We start from the raw sequence: 17,411 nt of genomic DNA, 5'->3' as shown, positions 1-17,411 counted from the left end.
TTCCACCGTCCCCGGGTCGCTCTGGGCTGCGTACGCCGCTACTCGTCCCCATCCACGCTTTTCGCTCCGCCCAGTGTACGGCGCCGCGACGACGGCGGCCGACCGGTTTTCGGCGCGCGCGGGAGTGGGGTGGAGGCGGGCCCGGCATGACCCGAATGGGGAGGTACGGGTGTTCGGATTTCGGGACGGCCGGGTCGGCGGATTACCCGGCGGGGAGCTGGGCACAACGCATGCAGGCTTGCCGCGCGACGTGCGCGAGGTGGGCGAATCGGGCGGTGTGCCCCGTTGCCGCGGGACTCAAGTCGATTTATCGTCCCAGAACGATTTGCGCGCAAGATCACAATATGTGAAGGGGCCGCGGCCATGGTGGCGAAGAAGACCGCCGTACAGCAGTCGGCGTCCGGCAGGTCCACGGGTGCCTCCGGCGGTGCGGCCAAGGACGTCGGGGCGAAGAAGAGCACGCGGGCAGGGGGCGCCGCACGGACCGTGAAGGCCGTGAAGACGGTGGGGGAGGCCGTCGCCAAGGGGGCGAAGCAGGCGGTCGGCGGGAAGAACGCGGCTGTCGGGGAGAGGGCGCGGAGATCGGGGGTTGGTGGGGCGTCGGCGGGGAAGAAGGGGGTGGCCGAGGAGGCGGTGGGGAGGAAAACGATTGCTGCCGAGGCGGCTGTCAGGAAGACGGCTGCTGAGAGCACGGGGGCCAGGAAGACGGCCGTCCAGAGCACGGCAGCCAAGAAGACGGCTGCTGTGAAGAAGGCGTCCGCGAAGAAGGCGCCCGGGAAGAAGACGGTGGCGCGGGAGACGGCCGTCAAGAAGGTGGCGGCGAAGAAGGCGGCTGCCAAGAAGGTGCCGGCCAAGAAGGCCGCCGCCAAGAAGGTGCCGGCCGATAAGGCGGCGGTCGACGAGGTGGTGCCGGCCGAGGAGGCGGTCGGGAAGGCGGTCGGGAAGAAGGCCGTCTCGAAGAAGACGGCCGCCGGGAAGAAGCCGGCGGCGAAGAAGGCCGCGGTGGCGGAGGGCGTCGGTGGCGAGGTGGCCGCCGGTGCGCAGGACGCGGTCGGAGAGGCGGCCGTGGTTCCCGAAGGTGCGGCAGACGGGACGGTCGCCGTTGCGGAGGGGGCGGTCGGAAGGGTGGCTGCCGGTTCGGAGGGGGCCGGCGGCAAGGGCGGTACTGCCGGGAAGGCGGCGGCCGGAAAGGCCGCCGCGAAGAAGGGCACCGCCAGGAAGAGCACGGCCAAGAAGGTGGACGCGGCCTCGGCCGCGGAGCAGACGGGAGCCACGACGGTGGTTGCGAAGAAGACCCCTGGCACGGCCACGGCGGCCAAGACCGCCGTTCCCAAGGCACGGCTCGCCGCGGCGGAGCCGGGCGAGCTGGCGGTGCGCCCCGGTGAGGAGCCCTGGACGCCCGCGGAGGTCGCGGAGGCCCGAGCCGAGCTGCAGTCCGAGAAGGAGCGGCTGCGCGCGGAGCTCGCCTCGTCCGAGGCCGCCCTGGCGGGACTGATGCGGGACTCCGGGGACGGCGCCGGCGACGACCAGGCGGACACCGGGACCAAGAACATCACGCGCGAGCACGAACTGGCGCTGGCAGCCAACGCGCGCGAGATGCTGATCCAGACCGAGCACGCCCTGGAGCGGCTCGACGCCGGTACCTACGGCCTGTGCGAGAACTGCGGCGAGCCCATCGGCAAGGCCCGTATGCAGGCCTTCCCGCGGGCCACGTTGTGCGTCGAGTGCAAGCAGAAGCAGGAGCGGCGGTACTGATCACCCGACTGCCCGGGGGTGTGCCGTACCCTCGTCGTCAGTCAGGTACCTAGGTCGAGGGACACACGTGGCAGAGGCGGAGCGCATCATCGGTACGCCGGACACCCCAGAGGCGGCGGGAGCCGAGCCGCAGCCGTCCGACGAGAACGTCGGGAAGCCGGCGCCGGACGAGTCGTCCGGCGCGGACGCGTCGGCGGCGGACGGGGCGGGCCGGCCGCGCGGCAGGCGCCGGATCGCCGTGCTGTTCGTGGTCGCCGCGATCGCGTACGCCCTGGACCTGGTCAGCAAGATGATCGTGGTCGCGAAGCTGGAGCACCAGGAGCCGATCGAGATCATCGGGGACTGGCTGAGGTTCGAGGCGATCCGCAACGCGGGTGCGGCCTTCGGCTTCGGCGAGGCCTTCACCGTGATCTTCACGGTGATCGCGGCGGCGGTGATCGTGGTGATCGCCCGGCTCGCCCGCAAGCTCTACAGCCTGCCCTGGGCGATCGCGCTCGGCCTGCTGCTGGGGGGTGCGCTCGGCAACCTCACGGACCGGATCTTCCGCTCGCCGGGCGTCTTCGAGGGCGCGGTCGTGGACTTCATCGCGCCCAAGCACTTCGCGGTCTTCAACCTCGCCGACTCGGCCATCGTGTGCGGCGGCATCCTGATCGTGCTGCTGTCGTTCAAGGGCCTCGACCCGGACGGCACCGTCCACAAGGACTGAGCCCACGGGGGCCGAGCCCGCGCGGGGTTGTCCACAGGCCCGTACGGGGCCGCCGGGCCCGTCCGGCATACTCGACGGGTGAGCACGATTCCCGAGATCCGTACCCTGCCCGTGCCCGACGGCCTGGAGGGCGAGCGCGTCGACGCCGCCATCTCCCGCATGTTCGGCTTCTCCCGGACCAAGGCGGCCGAACTCGCCGCCGCGGGGAAGGTCACGGTCGACGGGTCGGTGGTCGGGAAGTCCGAGCGGGTGAGCGGCGGGGCCTGGCTCGAGGTCGAGATGCCGCAGGCGCCCGCGCCGGTGCAGGTGGTGGCCGAGCCCGTCGAGGGCATGGAGATCGTGCACGACGACGACGACGTGGTCGTCATCGTCAAGCCGGTCGGGGTGGCCGCCCACCCGTCGCCCGGCTGGACCGGGCCGACCGTCATCGGCGGTCTCGCCGCCGCCGGCTACCGCATCTCCACCTCCGGTGCCGCCGAGCGCCAGGGCATCGTGCACCGGCTCGACGTGGGCACCTCCGGCCTGATGGTCGTGGCCAAGTCGGAGTACGCGTACACCTCGCTCAAGCGCCAGTTCAAGGAGCGCACGGTCGACAAGCGCTACCACACGCTCGTCCAGGGTCACCCCGACCCGACCAGCGGCACCATCGACGCGCCCATCGGCCGGCACCCCCAGCACGACTACAAGTGGGCGGTCACCGCCGACGGCAAGCCGTCCGTCACGCACTACGACCTGATCGAGGCGTTCCGCGCGGCCTCCCTGCTGGACGTCAAGCTGGAGACCGGACGCACGCACCAGATCCGCGTCCACATGGCCGCCCACCGCCACCCGTGCGTCGGCGACCTGACCTACGGCGCCGACCCGACGCTCGCCAAGCGGCTGCGCCTGACCCGACAGTGGCTGCACGCGGTGCGGCTGGGCTTCGAGCACCCCGGGGACGGCCGGTGGGCCGAGTTCTCCTGCGACTACCCGGACGATCTCCAGCAGGCCCTGGACCAGGTCCGCGAGGAGACCTACGGATGAGCACGCGCGCGTACGCGGTGCGCGTCGCCGAGGACCCCGCCGACCGCGAGGCCTGCTTCGCGGTGCGCAAGGAGGTCTTCGTCGGCGAGCAGGGCGTCCCCGAGGACATCGAGTACGACGCCTACGACGCCGGGGCGGTGCACGTGCTGGCGGTCCGTGCGGACGGCGTACCGCTCGGGACCGGGCGGCTGCTGTACGGCGAGGCGGCCGCGGCGAAGACCGACGGCGACCTGTCGGTCGGATCGCTGGGGCGGCTCGCCGTCTCCAAGGAGGCCCGCGGGCTCGGCGTCGGGGCCGCGCTGGTGCGGGCCATCGAGGAGGCGGCACGCGCGCGGGGGCTCGCGGCCGTCGACCTGCACGCCCAGACGCACGCGCTGGGGTTCTACGAGGGGCTGGGATACGCGGCGTACGGGCCGGAGTTCCCGGACGCGGGCATTGCGCACCGGGCGATGCGGCGGGTGCTGTAGCCGACGGACCGCCGAACGGACTGTGGCCGAGGTGACGTGGCAGGCTGGAGGTCAGCCGTGTGACGTCGGACCTCCGGAGCACTGACCGTGGACCAGTTGGCCCTGCTGTTCGTCCTGTTGCTCGGGGCCGTGGTGAGCGTCCCGCTCGGAGACCGGTGGGGACTGCCCGCGCCGGTCCTGATGACGCTGCTCGGGATCGTGCTCGCGGTCCTCGACTTCGTGCCCAACGTCGACATCCCGCCCGACCTGATCCTGCCGCTGCTGCTGCCGCCCCTGCTGTACGCGGCGGTCCGGCGGACCTCCTGGCGGCAGTTCACGGCGAACAAACGGCCCATCTTCCTGCTCGCCGTGGCGCTGGTGTTCGTCACCATGCTCTGTGTGGCCGCCGTCGCCCACGCGATCGTGCCCGGGCTGCCGATCGCCGCGGCCGTCGCGCTCGGGGCGCTCGTCGCGCCGCCCGACCCCGTGGCCGCCACTGCCGTCGCCGGGCAACTCGGGCTGCCTCGCCGACTGGTGTCCATCCTGGAGGGCGAGGGGCTGTTCAACGACGTCACGGCCATCGTGCTGTACCACGTGGCGATCGCCGCGGCCGTCAGCGGGACCTTCTCTCCCTGGCGGGCGGGGCTGGACCTGGTGCTGTCCGCCGTCGTGGCGGTGGCGGTCGGGCTCGCGCTGGGCTGGGGCGCCAACAAGCTGATGGATCTGCTCGGCGACGCGACCCTGCAGATCGGACTGACGTTGCTGGTGCCGTACGCCTCCTATGTGATGGCGGAGGAGTTCCACGGCTCCGGGGTGCTCGCCGTGCTCACCACCGCGCTGTTCCTCGCCGAGTACGGCACCGATCCCGACGACGTGATGACGCGGCTCGCCGGGCACACCTTCTGGGACATCGTCGACACGCTGGTCACGGGGGTCGCGTTCGGGCTGATCGGACTGGAGCTGCACAACGCGATCCGGACCGCGTCCGGGCGGTGGGGGGAGATGCTCGGGTGGGCGGCGGCGATCGTGGGGGTGGTCGTGGTGGTGCGGTTGCTGTGGCTGCTGCCGGCGACCTGGCTCACCCGGCGGATGCACGCCAGGCGGGACCACGACGAGGACATCCCGGTGAGCTGGCGGGAGACCGTCGTCATGTGGTGGTCCGGGATGCGGGGGGTGGCCTCGGTGGCGTTGGCCCTCGCGATCCCGTTGCGGACGGACGAGGGGGCGGCCTTCCCGAACCGGGACGAGATCGTGTTCATCGCGTTCGGGGTGATCATGGCGACGCTGGTGGTGCAGGGGCTGACCCTGCCGTGGCTGGTGCAGCGGCTCGGCGTCCAGGCGGACACGGACCGGGAGAAGGCGTTCGAGAAGGAGCTGGCCGTGCGGGCGGCCAAGGCGGCGAAGCGGAGGCTGAGGGAGATCGAGGCCGAGGAGGAGCTGCCGGAGGAACTGTCCGAGCAGATGGTGCGGCGGGCCTTCGACATCGGCTTGCGGATCAGTCCGGACATGGCGGAGGACGAGCGGCGGGAGGCGCACGAGCAGCGGGTGCGGAGGCTGAAACGGGTGCGGCGCATTCAGGGGGAGATGCTGAGCGCGGCGCGGCATGAGGTGGTGGCGGCACGGAGTGAGCCGGGGGCCGATCCGGAGATCGTGGACCGGGTGCTTCGGCATCTCGATGTGCGGAGTCTGCGGTGAGGTGGCGGGGAGTTGCCCGCCGGTCGCTCTTGCGGCGCGCCGCCGGTGCCGCGTGTGCGTTGTTCGTGCCGACTGCGTAAACGCCGGTGACCGTCCGTCTCCTCCTCCGTAGGGTCGGATCCATGGCACGCAACGTCGTCATCAGTGGTGGAGGGACCGGGATCGGGCTTGCCGCGGCGCAGGCCTTCGCAGCGGGCGGGGACCGGGTGCTGTTGCTCGGGCGCCGGCGGGAGGTGTTGGAGAGGGCCGGGGTGGACGGGGCGCTCACCTATGCCGCCGACCTCAGTGAGCCGGACGAGGTGCGGCAGATCGAGTTGTTCGTCGAAGAGACCCTCGGGACGGTGGATGTGCTCATCCACGGTGCCGGTGGGACCGGGCAACTGGAACCGCAGCCCGACAGCGACGATCCCCTCGACCGTGTCGCGCACAGCTGGACCGTGAACTTCCGGCTCAACACCCTCACCGCGGCCCTGCTCACGGAGGCGCTGAAGGGCCGGCTCGCCCGGCCCGGTGGGCGGGTGCTGTTCGTCAGCTCGATCGCCGCCCACCGGGGGTCCGGGAGCGGGGCGTACGGCGCTGCCAAGGCCGCGCTGCATCCGTACGCGCACGATCTCGCACGGGAGTTGGGACCGCACGGCATCACCGTGAACGTCGTCGCGCCCGGATATGTCGAGGACACCGGGTTCTTCGGCGGGGCGATCGAGGAGGGGCGGCGCGAGCGGCTCGTGGCGGAGACGGCGAACGGGCGTGCCGGGACGCCCGGGGACGTCGCCGGCACCCTGCACTGGCTGGCCTCCCCGGGCGCCGGGCACATCACCTCGCAGATCGTGCAGGTCAACGGAGGCGCCGAGCGCGGACGCTGACGGTCAGCGGTCCGCCCCCCGGGGCGACTCGTGGGCGCGGCGCTGGCGCGGCGCCACGCCGTCGGGGAACGGCCTGCCGTTCGAACGGCCCGGCGGCAGCAGCGCGTCCGCGGTGTTGACGCGGGGCAGCGCGTACGGGTGCTCCTCGAACAGCCAGCGGATCATGCCCTCGCGGACCGTGACCCGGGCCGTCCAGATGTCGTCGGCGTCCTTGGCGGTCACCAGGGCCCGCACCTGCATGGTGTTCGGGGTGGTGTCCGTGACGTCGAGGCCGTAGGCGCGGCCGTCCCAGGCCGGGCACTCGCGCAGGATGTCGCGCAGCTTCTCGCGCATCGCCTCCAGCGGTGCCGAGTGGTCGAGGTGCCAGTAGACGATGCCGGTCATCTGCGGCGTGCCGCGCGACCAGTTCTCGAACGGCTTGGAGGTGAAGTACGAGACGGGCATCGTGATCCGGCGCTCGTCCCAGGTCCGCACGGTCAGGAAGGTCAGGGTGATCTCCTCGACCGTGCCCCACTCGCCGTCCACCACCACGGTGTCGCCGATGCGCACCATGTCGCCGAAGGCGATCTGCAGCCCGGCGAACATGTTGCTCAGCGTGGACTGCGCGGCGACACCGGCGACGATGCCGAGGATCCCGGCCGAGGCCAGCAGCGAGGCGCCGGCCGCGCGGAACGCGGGGAACGTCAGCAGCATCGCCGCCGCCGCCACCACACCGACGACCGCCGCGACCACCCGCATGATCAGCGTCACCTGGGTGCGCACCCGACGGACCCGGGCCGGGTCGCGGTGGGCGCGCGCGTACCGGCTGTAGGAGGTCTCCACCACCGCGGCGGCGATCCGGATCACCAGCCAGGCGGCGGCGCCGATCAGCACCAGCGTGAGCGTCCGGCCGATGCCGACCTTGTGCTCCTGCAACAGCTCCGCCTGGTCGAACGACCCTCTCAGCATCGCCGCGCACAGCACGAGCTGGTACGGGATGCGGCCACGGCGCAGCAGCCCCCACAGGGGCGTCTCGGGGTGACTTCGGTCGGCCTTGCACAGAAGACGGTCGGTGGCCCAGCCGATGAACAACGTCAGTACGACCGAGCCGCCGACCACGATCAGTGGGCGGAGTAGGTTCTCCATGCCTTCGAACGTAACCGGCCCGGCCGGGTCATGAACATGCGCCTTTTGTGAAGAGACACACGTCCTGAGGTGTGCATGGCGGCTCATGGGGCGTTGTCGGTGACTGCTGGCACCATGGCCCCATGAACATCATGCTCTTCCATTCGACCTATGGACTGCGCCCCGCGGTGCGGGCGGCGGCGGACCGGCTGCGCGCCGCCGGGCACGAGGTGTGGACGCCGGACCTCTTCGAGGGGCGCACGTTCGACACGGTCGAGGAGGGCATGGCCCACGAGGAGGAGGCCGGCAAGGACGAGCTGCTGAGGAGAGCCGTCCTGGCCGCCGCCCCCTACTCGGAGAGAGGCCTGGTCTACGCGGGGTTCTCGCTCGGCGCGTCCATCGCGCAGACCCTCGCTCTGGGCGACGACAAGGCCCGTGGCCTGCTGCTCCTGCACGGCACCTCCGACCTCGCGCCGAACGCGTCGGTGGACGAGTTGCCGGTGCAGCTGCACGTCGCCGAGCCGGACCCGTTCGAGACCGACGACTGGCTGAGCGCCTGGTATCTGCAGATGCGCAGAGCCGGCGCCGACGTGGAGATCTACCGGTACGCCGGGGCCGGCCACCTCTACACCGACCCCGACCTGCCGGACTACGACGAGGAGGCGGCCGAGGCCACCTGGCGGGTGGCGCTCGGCTTCCTCGAAAGCCTCTAGGCGGGACCGGCTACACCGGGTCGTACGTCCGCTCCACCTTCTGCGTACCGCTGCGCGTGCGGTACGAACGCGACCACGACGAGGCCGCGTCGGCCCTCGTGCGGTCGGAGACGACGTAGTAGTCCATCTGCGCCCGGTCGGCGGTGATGTCCAGGACGCCGTAGCCGTGCCGGTCGGTGTCGACCCAGTGGACGTGGCGGTTGGCGGCCCTGATGACCGGCGCGGCGATCGCGGAGACCGTGCCCTCGGGGACCTTCACGAGGTCGTCGAGGTTGTCGGAGGTCACCGAGGTGACCACGAACTCCGTGGCGGCCGAGGCGGACAGCGGGTACGTCCCGGCGTCCACCGGCACGTCGTTGGCCCACGCCATGTGGATGTCGCCGGTCAGGAAGACCGTGTTGCGGATGGCGTTCGCGCGCAGGTGGGCGAGTAGCTCCCGGCGGTCGTCGGTGTAGCCGTCCCACTGGTCGGTGTTGAGGGCGAGGCCCTCCTGCGGCAGGCCGAGCAGTTTGGCGAGCGGCTTGAGCAGGTCGGCGGAGAGCGAGCCGATGGCGAACGGCGAGATCATCACCGAGTTGCCGACCAGCCGCCAGGTGGTGTCCGACGCCTTCAACCCGGCCTTCAGCCAGTCGAGCTGCGCACGTCCGGTGAGCGTGCGGTCCGGGTCGTCGACCTCGCCGTCGCCGACGGAGACCTGCTGGGAGCGGAAGGAGCGCAGGTCCAGCAGGGAGAGGTCGGCGAGCCTGCCGAAGCGCAGCCGGCGGTAGGTGGTGCCGGCGAGCGCCGGGCGGACCGGCATCCACTCGAAGTAGGCCTGTTTCGCGGCCGCCTGACGGGCCGCCCAGGTGCCCTCGGTGCCCTCGGTGTGGTTCTCCGCGCCGCCCGACCAGGCGTCGTTGGCGATCTCGTGGTCGTCCCAGATCGCGATGACGGGCGCCTTCGCGTGCAGGGCCTGGAGGTCCGGGTCGGTCTTGTACCTGCCGTGCCGGGTGCGGTAGTCGGCGAGCGTGAGGATCTCGTGCGTGGGCGCGTGCTGCCGTACGACGGTTCCGCGCGTGCCGTACTCACCGGTGCCGTACTCGTAGATGTAGTCGCCGAGGTGCAGCCAGGCGTCGAGGTCGCCGCGGGCGGCGAGATGGCGGTACGAGGAGAAGTAGCCGGCCTCCCAGTTGGCGCAGGAGACCACGCCGAAGCGGAGGTTCGCCACCGACGCGTCCGCCGCCGGCGCGGTGCGGGTACGCGCCACCGGGGAGTCGGTGCCGCCGGCCGAGAAGCGGAACCAGTAGTCGGTGGCCGGCTTCAGGCCGCGCACATCGGCCTTGACGGTGTGGTCGGAGGCGGCGGTGGCGGTGACGGAACCCTTGGCCACGATGGCGGTCAGCGCCTTGTCCTCGGCGACGACCCACTCGACCTCGGTGTCCGGGCCGAGCCCGGAGCCGGGTGTCGCCTCGGCGGTGGGCGTCACCCGGGTCCACAGCAGGATGCCGTCGGGCAGCGGATCGCCGGAGGCGACACCGTGCGCGAAGGCCGGGACCTCTTCGGCGGCCCGGGCGGGCAGCGCGGCGGCGAGCGGGCCCGCCAGCACGGCGGTGGCGGCGGCCGCCTTGACGACCGTACGGCGGCGCGGCGCAAGCGAGTTGGGGCCGGTGGACGACGCGTCGGTGCTCTCTATTGATCTGTATCGACTGGTCACGGCCGATCAGATTACTGACCGGTACGACAAAAGAGCGGGCGAACCGGAAAAGTTCGCCCGCTCTTCGACTCGGCGTCGGATCAGGCCTTGAGGGCCGCCGCGATCGCGGTGTTGAAGTCGGCGACCGTCATCGGCGCGTTCTTGCCGCCGGAGCCGGTCAGCGTCTTGCCGTCCATCTTCAGCGTCGGGGTGCCCGACACGCCGCTCGCGTCGAACGTCGCGGACATCTCCAGTGCCCACTTGTCGAAGGTGCCGTCCTTCACGGCCGTCTGGAACTTGGTGTTGCCCTTCAGCGCCGGGACGGTGTCCGCCACCTTGATCAGGTAGCTGTCGTCCTTGAACTTGTCGTCGGACTCCTCGGGGTGCCACTTCGCCGAGTACAGGGCGGTCTTGTACTCGAGGAAGGCCTCGGGGCTGACGTTGAGGGCGGCGCCCAGGGCGCTCAGCGCGTTCTTGGAACCCTCGCCGGTCAGGCTGCGGTCGAGGAAGGTGGCGCCGACGAACTGGATCTTGTACTTGCCGGCGTCGTAGTCCGCCTTCACCGTCGAGCCGACCGTCTGCTCGAACTGGGCGCAGACCGGGCAGCGCGGGTCCTCGTACAGGGCGAGGGTCTTCTTGGCGGTGCTCTTGCCGATGACGACGGTCGTGCCGTTCTCGCCGGTGGTGTTGGCCGGCTTGACCAGCTTGGCGTTCTTGGCCTCTTCCCAGTAGGAGGGCTTGTTGGCCTGGACGACGGCGTAGCCTATGCCGCCCGCCGCCGCGAGGACGCCGACGACCGAGCAGGCGACGACGATCTGCCGCTTGACCTTGGCCCTCTTGGCCTGGCGCTCGCGTTCGACGCGCAGCCGCTCCCGGGCCGCGTTCTTCGCCGCCTGGCTGTTCCGCTTGCTCATGTGGGTGTTCTCCATGTGGGACGCGCACGGGGGTGCGCTGGAATACGTGTGTGGACTGGCGTGCTCACGTGCTCGTCGGCGCGACGCGGTGGGTGTCGCTCAGACGAGGGCGACCCGGCGCGGCGGTCCACGCCGGCCCAGGGAGTGCACGAGGATCCGGTCGCGGACGGCGATCGTACGGCGCGTGGGCCGCGGCAGGCGGCGGGCCGCCGGGGCGCGTCGTACGGTCACGGCGGCGACGGCCAGCAGCAGCGGCCGGAAGGTGGTCGCCGCGGCCGCCCGCAGCAACTGGGCCAGCGCCCGCTCGCCCCGGCGCAGCCAGGCGGCGGCCACCAGGCCGACGCCGATGTGGGCGCCGAGCAGCAGCCAGGCGGTGGCCGGGTCGGCGTGGGCGAGGAGTCCGCCCAGCTCGGCGGTGTCGGTGCCGGTGACCTGGGCCAGCGGCGTCCCGACGGGGGTGCCGTCACCGCACAGCACGTCCCAGCCGACCGAGGCCAGTGGGCCGGCGACCGGGCCGCCCGCCCGGCCGTAGCAGACGTGCTGGCCGGTGGTGAAGATCGTGTCGGCCGCCAGCTCCAACGGGATCAGCAGGGCGGCGATCCGCCCGAAGCCGCACTCGCGGCCCGCGAGGGCGTACGCGAGGACGAACACGGCGACCGCGACGGCGGCCACCGTGTTCAGCGGCAGCGGGGCCCGGGACAGCAGGACGTGCGACGCGGTGCTGAGCGTCACGACGAAGGCCGTGAACAGCGCCGCGCGTACGGCTCTGAGTCGGGTCCCGGATATGTCCATGGCGGAGGAAGTCTGTCACGCGCTCCTGTAAGAGGCCCCTAAAGGGGCGGGGTGCGAGCTCTATTCGTTATGCGTGTCGGGTATCGGTCACAGGCCCGGAATCCGGCCGTTGCGGAAGAGGTCGACGAAGATCTGGTGGTCCGCACGCGCGCGGGCGCCGTAGGTGTGCGCGAAGTCCACCAGCAGGGGGGCGAAGCCCTCCTCGTCGGCGGCGATGGCCGCGTCGATGGCCCGCTCGGTGGAGAACGGCACCAGGGACTCGCCGGAGGTGTCGTCCGCCGCCGCGTGCATCGTGGCCGTGGCCCGGCCCAGGTCGGCGACGACGGCCGCGATCTCCTCCGGGTCGTCGATGTCGCCCCAGTCGAGGTCCACGGCGTACGGCGAGACCTCGGCGACCAGCTGGCCGGCGCCGTCCAGCTCGGTCCAGCCCAGCCACGGGTCGGCGTGCGCCTGGAGGGCGCGCTGCGAGATGACCGTGCGGTGGCCCTCGTGCTGGAAGTAGCCGCGGATCGCCTGGTCGGTGATGTGCCGGGAGACGGCCGGGGTCTGGGCCTGCTTGATGTAGATCACGACGTCGTTCTCCAGGGCGTCGCTGTGCCCCTCCAGCAGGATGTTGTACGACGGCAGGCCGGCGGACCCGATGCCGATGCCCCGGCGGCCGACGACGTCCTTCACGCGGTAGGAGTCCGGGCGGGCCAGCGAGGTCTCCGGGAGTGTCTCCAGATAGCCGTCGAAGGCGGCCAGCACCTTGTAGCGGGTCGCCGCGTCCAGCTCGATGGAGCCGCCGCCCGGCGCGAAGCGGCGCTCGAAGTCGCGGATCTCGGTCATGGAGTCCAGCAGCCCGAAGCGGGTCAGGGAGCGGGCCACCCGCAGCGCGTCCAGCAGCGGTCCCTCGGCCGTGTCCAGTGTGAACGGCGGCACCTCGTCGCTCTTGGCGCCGGTGGCCAGGGCGTGGATCCGCTCGCGGTACGCGCCCGCGTACACCTCCACCAGGTCGGTGATCTGGTCGTCGCCGAGCGCCTTCGCGTACCCGATGAGGGCGATCGAGGCGGAGAAGCGCTCGAGGTCCCAGGTGAAGGGGCCGACGTACGCCTCGTCGAAGTCGTTGACGTTGAAGATCAGGCGGCCGTTGGCGTCCATGTACGTGCCGAAGTTCTCCGCGTGCAGGTCGCCGTGGATCCACACGCGCGAGGTGCGCTCGTCCAGGTACGGACCGCTGGGTATCCGCCCACCGCCCCGCCCGGCGTTCGCCGTGTCGAGGTCGTGGTAGAAGAGGCACGCCGTACCCCGGTAGAACGCGAACGCCGAGGCCGCCATCTTCCGGAACTTCACGCGGAACGCGGCCGGGTCGGCGGCCAGGAGCGCGCCGAAGGCGGTGTCGAAGACAGCGAGGATCTCCTCGCCGCGAGGCTCGTCATTGAGCTGCGGGACCGACATCGCGGGGTGCCTCCTGGTGCATGACGTGTACGACAGCGTTTCTGTCGTCTCCAACGGGCGGGTGCGCGCGAAAGTGCCCGCGACGCCCGCTGTGAAGGTACGCGGGGGAGCCCTCCGAGTGTCAGTCCCGAGGCATAGACTTCGACGCTGACCCCCAGACTGTCCGCCAGCCTGTCGTCGAGTGTTTCCCTTGGAGGCCACGCCGTGTCAAAGCCGCCGTTCACGCACCTGCACGTCCACACCCAGTACTCGCTGCTGGACGGTGCCGCGCGGCTGAAGGACATGTTCGACGCCTGCAACGAGATGGGCATGACGCACATCGCCATGTCCGACCACGGCAACCTCCACGGGGCCTACGACTTCTTCCACTCCGCGAAGAAGGCCGGCATCACCCCGATCATCGGGATCGAGGCCTATGTCGCCCCCGAGTCTCGGCGCAACAAGCGCAAGATCCAGTGGGGCCAGCCGCACCAGAAGCGGGACGACGTCTCCGGTTCGGGTGGTTACACCCACAAGACGATCTGGGCGGCGAACGCGACGGGACTGCACAACCTCTTCCGGCTGTCCTCCGACGCCTACGCCGAGGGCTGGCTGCAGAAGTGGCCGCGCATGGACAAGGAGACGATCTCCCAGTGGTCGGAGGGGCTGATCGCCTCCACCGGCTGCCCGTCGGGCGAGCTCCAGACCCGGCTGCGCCTCGGCCAGTACGACGAGGCCCTGAAGGCCGCCGCCGACTACCAGGACATCTTCGGCAAGGACCGCTACTTCCTGGAGCTGATGGACCACGGCATCGAGATCGAGCGCCGGGTCCGCGACGGCCTGCTCGACATCGGCAAGAAGCTCGGCATCCCGCCGCTGGTCACCAACGACTCGCACTACACGTACGCGCACGAGGCGGGGGCGCACGACGCGCTGCTGTGCATCCAGACCGGCAAGAACCTCTCCGACCCCGACCGCTTCAAGTTCGACGGCACCGGCTACTACCTGAAGTCCACGGACGAGATGTACGCCATCGACTCCTCGGACGCCTGGCAGGAGGGCTGCCGCAACACGCTCCTGGTGGCCGAGCAGGTCGACACCACGGGCATGTTCGAGAAGCGCGACCTCATGCCGAAGTTCGACATCCCGGAGGGCTACACCGAGGTCACCTGGTTCAAGGAGGAGGTCCGCCGCGGCATGGAGCGCCGCTTCCCCGGCGGCATCCCCGAGGACCGGCAGAGGCAGGTCGAGTACGAGATGGACGTCATCATCCAGATGGGGTTCCCGGGCTACTTCCTCGTCGTCGCCGACTTCATCATGTGGGCCAAGAACAACGGCATCGCGGTCGGCCCCGGCCGAGGCTCCGCGGCCGGTTCGATCGTCGCCTACGCCATGGGCATCACCGACCTCGACCCGATCCCGCACGGCCTGATCTTCGAGCGGTTCCTCAACCCCGAGCGCGTCTCCATGCCCGATGTCGACATCGACTTCGACGAGCGCCGGCGCGTCGAGGTGATCCGGTACGTGACGGAGAAGTACGGCGCCGACAAGGTCGCCATGATCGGCACGTACGGCACCATCAAGGCCAAGAACGCGATCAAGGACTCCGCGCGCGTGCTGGGCTACCCGTACGCGATGGGCGACCGCATCACCAAGGCCATGCCCGCCGACGTCCTCGGCAAGGGCATCCCGCTCTCCGGCATCACCGACCCCAGCCACCCCCGCTACTCGGAGGCGGGCGAGGTCCGGGCGATGTACGAGAACGAACCGGACGTGAAGAAGGTCATCGACACCGCCAAGGGCGTCGAGGGCCTGGTCCGGCAGATGGGCGTGCACGCGGCCGGCGTGATCATGTCCAGCGAGACCATCACCGACCACGTCCCGGTCTGGGTGAGGCACACCGACGGCGTGACCATCACACAGTGGGACTATCCGAGCTGTGAGTCGCTCGGCCTGCTGAAGATGGACTTCCTGGGCCTGCGCAACCTCACGATCATGGACGACGCCGTCAAGATGGTGAAGGCCAACAAGGGGATCGACATCGATCTCCTGAGCCTCCCGCTCGACGACCCCACGACCTTCGAGCTGCTCCAGCGCGGCGACACCCTCGGCGTCTTCCAGTTCGACGGCGGCCCCATGCGCTCCCTGCTGCGCCTGATGAAGCCGGACAACTTCGAAGACATCTCCGCCGTGTCGGCCCTGTACCGCCCGGGCCCGATGGGCATGAACTCCCACACGAACTACGCCCTGCGCAAGAACGGCCAGCAGGAGATCACGCCGATCCATCCCGAGCTGGAGGCGCCGCTCAAGGAGGTCCTGGACGTCACCTACGGCCTGATCGTCTATCAGGAGCAGGTGCAGAAGGCCGCCCAGATCATCGCCGGCTACTCGCTCGGCGAGGCCGACATCCTCCGCCGTGTGATGGGCAAGAAGAAGCCCGAGGAGCTGGCGAAGAACTTCACCATCTTCCAGGCCGGCGCCCGCAAGAACGGCTACAGCGACGAGGCCATCCAGGCCCTCTGGGACGTGCTGGTCCCCTTCGCCGGCTACGCGTTCAACAAGGCGCACTCCGCCGCGTACGGCCTGGTCTCCTACTGGACCGCCTTCCTGAAGGCGAACCACCCCGCCGAGTACATGGCCGCGCTGCTGACGTCCGTCAAGGACGACAAGGACAAGTCGGCCGTCTACCTCAACGAGTGCCGGCGCATGGGCATCAAGGTGCTCCCGCCGAACGTCAACGAGTCCGAGGCGAACTTCGCCGCGCAGGGCGACGACGTGATCCTCTTCGGCCTCTCCGCCGTCCGCAACGTCGGCACCAACGTCGTGGAGTCGATCATCAAGACCCGCAAGGCGAAGGGGAAGTACGCCTCCTTCCCCGACTACCTGGACAAGGTCGAGGCGGTCGTCTGCAACAAGCGGACCACCGAATCCCTGATCAAGGCCGGCGCCTTCGACTCGATGGGCCACACCCGCAAGGGGCTGACGGCCCAGTACGAACCGATGATCGACAACGTGGTCGCGGTCAAGCGCAAGGAGGCCGAGGGTCAGTTCGACCTCTTCGGCGGCATGGGCGAGGAGCAGACCAGCGAACCCGGCTTCGGCCTCGACGTCGAGTTCACGACCGACGAGTGGGAGAAGACGTACCTGCTCGCGCAGGAGCGCGAGATGCTCGGTCTGTACGTCTCCGACCACCCGCTGTTCGGCCTGGAGCACGTGCTGTCCGACAAGGCCGACGCGGGCATCGCCCAGCTCACCGGAGGTGAGCACGCGGACGGCGCGGTGGTCACCATCGGCGGCATCATCTCGGGCCTCCAGCGCAAGATGACCAAGCAGGGCAACGCCTGGGCGATCGCCACCGTCGAGGACCTGGCCGGCTCCATCGAGTGCATGTTCTTCCCGGCGACCTACCAGCTGGTGTCCACCCAACTCGTCGAGGACGCCGTGGTGTTCGTCAAGGGCCGCCTCGACAAGCGCGAGGACGTGCCGCGCCTCGTCGCGATGGAGCTGATGGTCCCGGACCTGTCCACCGCGGGCACCAACGCGCCCGTGATCCTGACCATCCCGGCCATGAAGGTCACCCCGCCGATGGTCAGCCGCCTCGGCGAGATCCTCACCCATCACAAGGGCGACAGCGAGGTCCGGATCAGGCTCCAGGGCCCGACGAAGACGACGGTGCTGCGCCTGGACCGGCACCGGGTCAAGCCCGACCCGGCGCTGTTCGGCGACCTCAAGGTGCTGCTCGGCCCGTCCTGCCTGGCGGGCTGAGCGAGGAGCACTCCGCGGGGAACGCCCTGCGGGGAACGCCCTGCGGGGAACGCCCTGCGGGGAACGCCCTGCGGGGAACGCCCCGCGAGGAACCCGCAGCGCAGAAGACGCGGCGAGGAACCCGCAGCGCAGAAGACGCGGCGAGGAACCGGCAGCGCAGAAGACGCGGCGGGGACCCCGCGGTGACGGACACACATGAGGGGCGCACCCGACACCGGGTGCGCCCCTCGGTATGCGCCGGGCTTCAAGGGCCCTTCACACAGCTGCTAGTTGTGGCCGAAGCGCTTGCCGCGGCCCTTGCCGCGGCCGACGTCACCGGGCGTCACCTGCGTGACGTGCTGCTCGTCCTGCGGCTCCATCGTGGACGGCTGAGCCGTCTGCGGGGTGCGCTCGGGGCGGGACTGCTTACGGTCACGGTTCTTGTTCTTGGCCATGGGGATCTGCCTCCTGTTCGGGGGTCTGGGGGCCAGGGCCGGGACCAGATTCACATAAGCTGACACACGGCGCATTTCGGATAATTACCGTGTGTGACAGGGCTCGTCGGAGC

General features: G+C 70.5%; 14 protein-coding genes. 8 read left to right on the top strand and 6 right to left on the bottom strand.

The features are described from left to right. Positions 1-363 precede the first annotated feature (363 nt). The 6 genes from ACF1A1_RS01780 to ACF1A1_RS01755 all read left to right on the top strand — a co-directional run bounded on the left by ACF1A1_RS01780 (position 364) and on the right by ACF1A1_RS01755 (position 6,488). Positions 364-1,755: a TraR/DksA family transcriptional regulator gene (locus ACF1A1_RS01780; protein WP_391644344.1), complete on the top strand. Its 1,392-nt coding sequence runs from the start codon at positions 364-366 to the stop codon at positions 1,753-1,755. A 67-nt stretch (positions 1,756-1,822) separates the two neighbouring features. Further along, positions 1,823-2,461: a signal peptidase II gene (gene lspA, locus ACF1A1_RS01775; RefSeq protein WP_391644342.1), complete on the top strand. Its 639-nt coding sequence runs from the start codon at positions 1,823-1,825 to the stop codon at positions 2,459-2,461. Positions 2,462-2,539: 78 nt separating this feature from the next. Beyond that, positions 2,540-3,484 (top strand): RluA family pseudouridine synthase, encoded by a 945-nt coding sequence (locus tag ACF1A1_RS01770; protein ID WP_391644340.1) that lies wholly within the window; start codon positions 2,540-2,542, stop codon positions 3,482-3,484. After that, on the top strand, positions 3,481-3,951 hold the full coding sequence (locus tag ACF1A1_RS01765; protein WP_391644338.1) for a GNAT family N-acetyltransferase: 471 nt from the start codon (positions 3,481-3,483) through the stop codon (positions 3,949-3,951). Before ACF1A1_RS01770 ends, ACF1A1_RS01765 begins: the two co-directional genes overlap by 4 nt. 87 nt (positions 3,952-4,038) lie before the next feature. Beyond that, positions 4,039-5,625, top strand: coding sequence for a Na+/H+ antiporter (locus ACF1A1_RS01760; protein WP_391644336.1), 1,587 nt, complete (start codon positions 4,039-4,041; stop codon positions 5,623-5,625). A 122-nt stretch (positions 5,626-5,747) separates the two neighbouring features. Then, the gene (locus ACF1A1_RS01755; RefSeq protein WP_391644334.1) at positions 5,748-6,488 is read left to right on the top strand and encodes an SDR family NAD(P)-dependent oxidoreductase; all 741 of its coding nucleotides are present in this window, start codon (positions 5,748-5,750) and stop codon (positions 6,486-6,488) included. A gap of 3 nt (positions 6,489-6,491) precedes the next feature. On the opposite strand, the gene ACF1A1_RS01750 is transcribed toward ACF1A1_RS01755, so the two are convergent. Beyond that, the gene (locus ACF1A1_RS01750; RefSeq protein ID WP_391644332.1) at positions 6,492-7,613 is read right to left on the bottom strand and encodes a mechanosensitive ion channel family protein; all 1,122 of its coding nucleotides are present in this window, start codon (positions 7,611-7,613) and stop codon (positions 6,492-6,494) included. A 122-nt stretch (positions 7,614-7,735) separates the two neighbouring features. Between ACF1A1_RS01750 and ACF1A1_RS01745 the strand changes: the two genes are divergently transcribed. Further along, positions 7,736-8,305 carry a dienelactone hydrolase family protein gene (locus ACF1A1_RS01745; protein WP_391644330.1) on the top strand — a complete coding sequence of 190 codons (570 nt, stop codon included), beginning with the start codon at positions 7,736-7,738 and terminating at the stop codon, positions 8,303-8,305. 10 nt (positions 8,306-8,315) lie between these two features. Here the strand turns inward: ACF1A1_RS01745 and ACF1A1_RS01740 are convergent, their stop codons facing one another. From ACF1A1_RS01740 to ACF1A1_RS01725, 4 genes are all read right to left on the bottom strand, one after another. Continuing rightward, complete coding sequence (locus ACF1A1_RS01740; RefSeq protein WP_391644328.1) at positions 8,316-9,998, bottom strand: alkaline phosphatase D family protein; 1,683 nt, start codon at positions 9,996-9,998, stop codon at positions 8,316-8,318. Positions 9,999-10,078: 80 nt separating this feature from the next. After that, positions 10,079-10,891 (bottom strand): thioredoxin domain-containing protein, encoded by an 813-nt coding sequence (locus ACF1A1_RS01735; protein ID WP_391644326.1) that lies wholly within the window; start codon positions 10,889-10,891, stop codon positions 10,079-10,081. Between the two features lie 99 nt (positions 10,892-10,990). Further along, positions 10,991-11,683 carry a hypothetical protein gene (locus ACF1A1_RS01730; protein WP_391644324.1) on the bottom strand — a complete coding sequence of 231 codons (693 nt, stop codon included), beginning with the start codon at positions 11,681-11,683 and terminating at the stop codon, positions 10,991-10,993. A gap of 87 nt (positions 11,684-11,770) precedes the next feature. After that, positions 11,771-13,120, bottom strand: coding sequence for a DUF2252 domain-containing protein (locus tag ACF1A1_RS01725; protein ID WP_391644322.1), 1,350 nt, complete (start codon positions 13,118-13,120; stop codon positions 11,771-11,773). 204 nt (positions 13,121-13,324) lie between these two features. Here ACF1A1_RS01725 and dnaE point away from each other — a divergent pair, with 204 nt between their 5' ends. Further along, entirely contained in the window at positions 13,325-16,864 is a 3,540-nt protein-coding gene (gene dnaE, locus ACF1A1_RS01720; RefSeq protein WP_391644320.1) for a DNA polymerase III subunit alpha, read from the top strand. A gap of 266 nt (positions 16,865-17,130) precedes the next feature. Here the strand turns inward: dnaE and ACF1A1_RS01715 are convergent, their stop codons facing one another. Beyond that, a complete protein-coding gene (locus tag ACF1A1_RS01715; RefSeq protein WP_391644318.1) occupies positions 17,131-17,298 on the bottom strand; it encodes a hypothetical protein in 168 nt (55 codons plus the stop codon). Positions 17,299-17,411 lie beyond the last annotated feature (113 nt).

Origin of the sequence: Streptomyces sp. NPDC014995, from assembly GCF_043080745.1 — a bacterium.
Lineage (GTDB): Bacteria > Actinomycetota > Actinomycetes > Streptomycetales > Streptomycetaceae > Streptomyces.
This window is presented reverse-complemented; position numbering and strand designations above follow the sequence as displayed.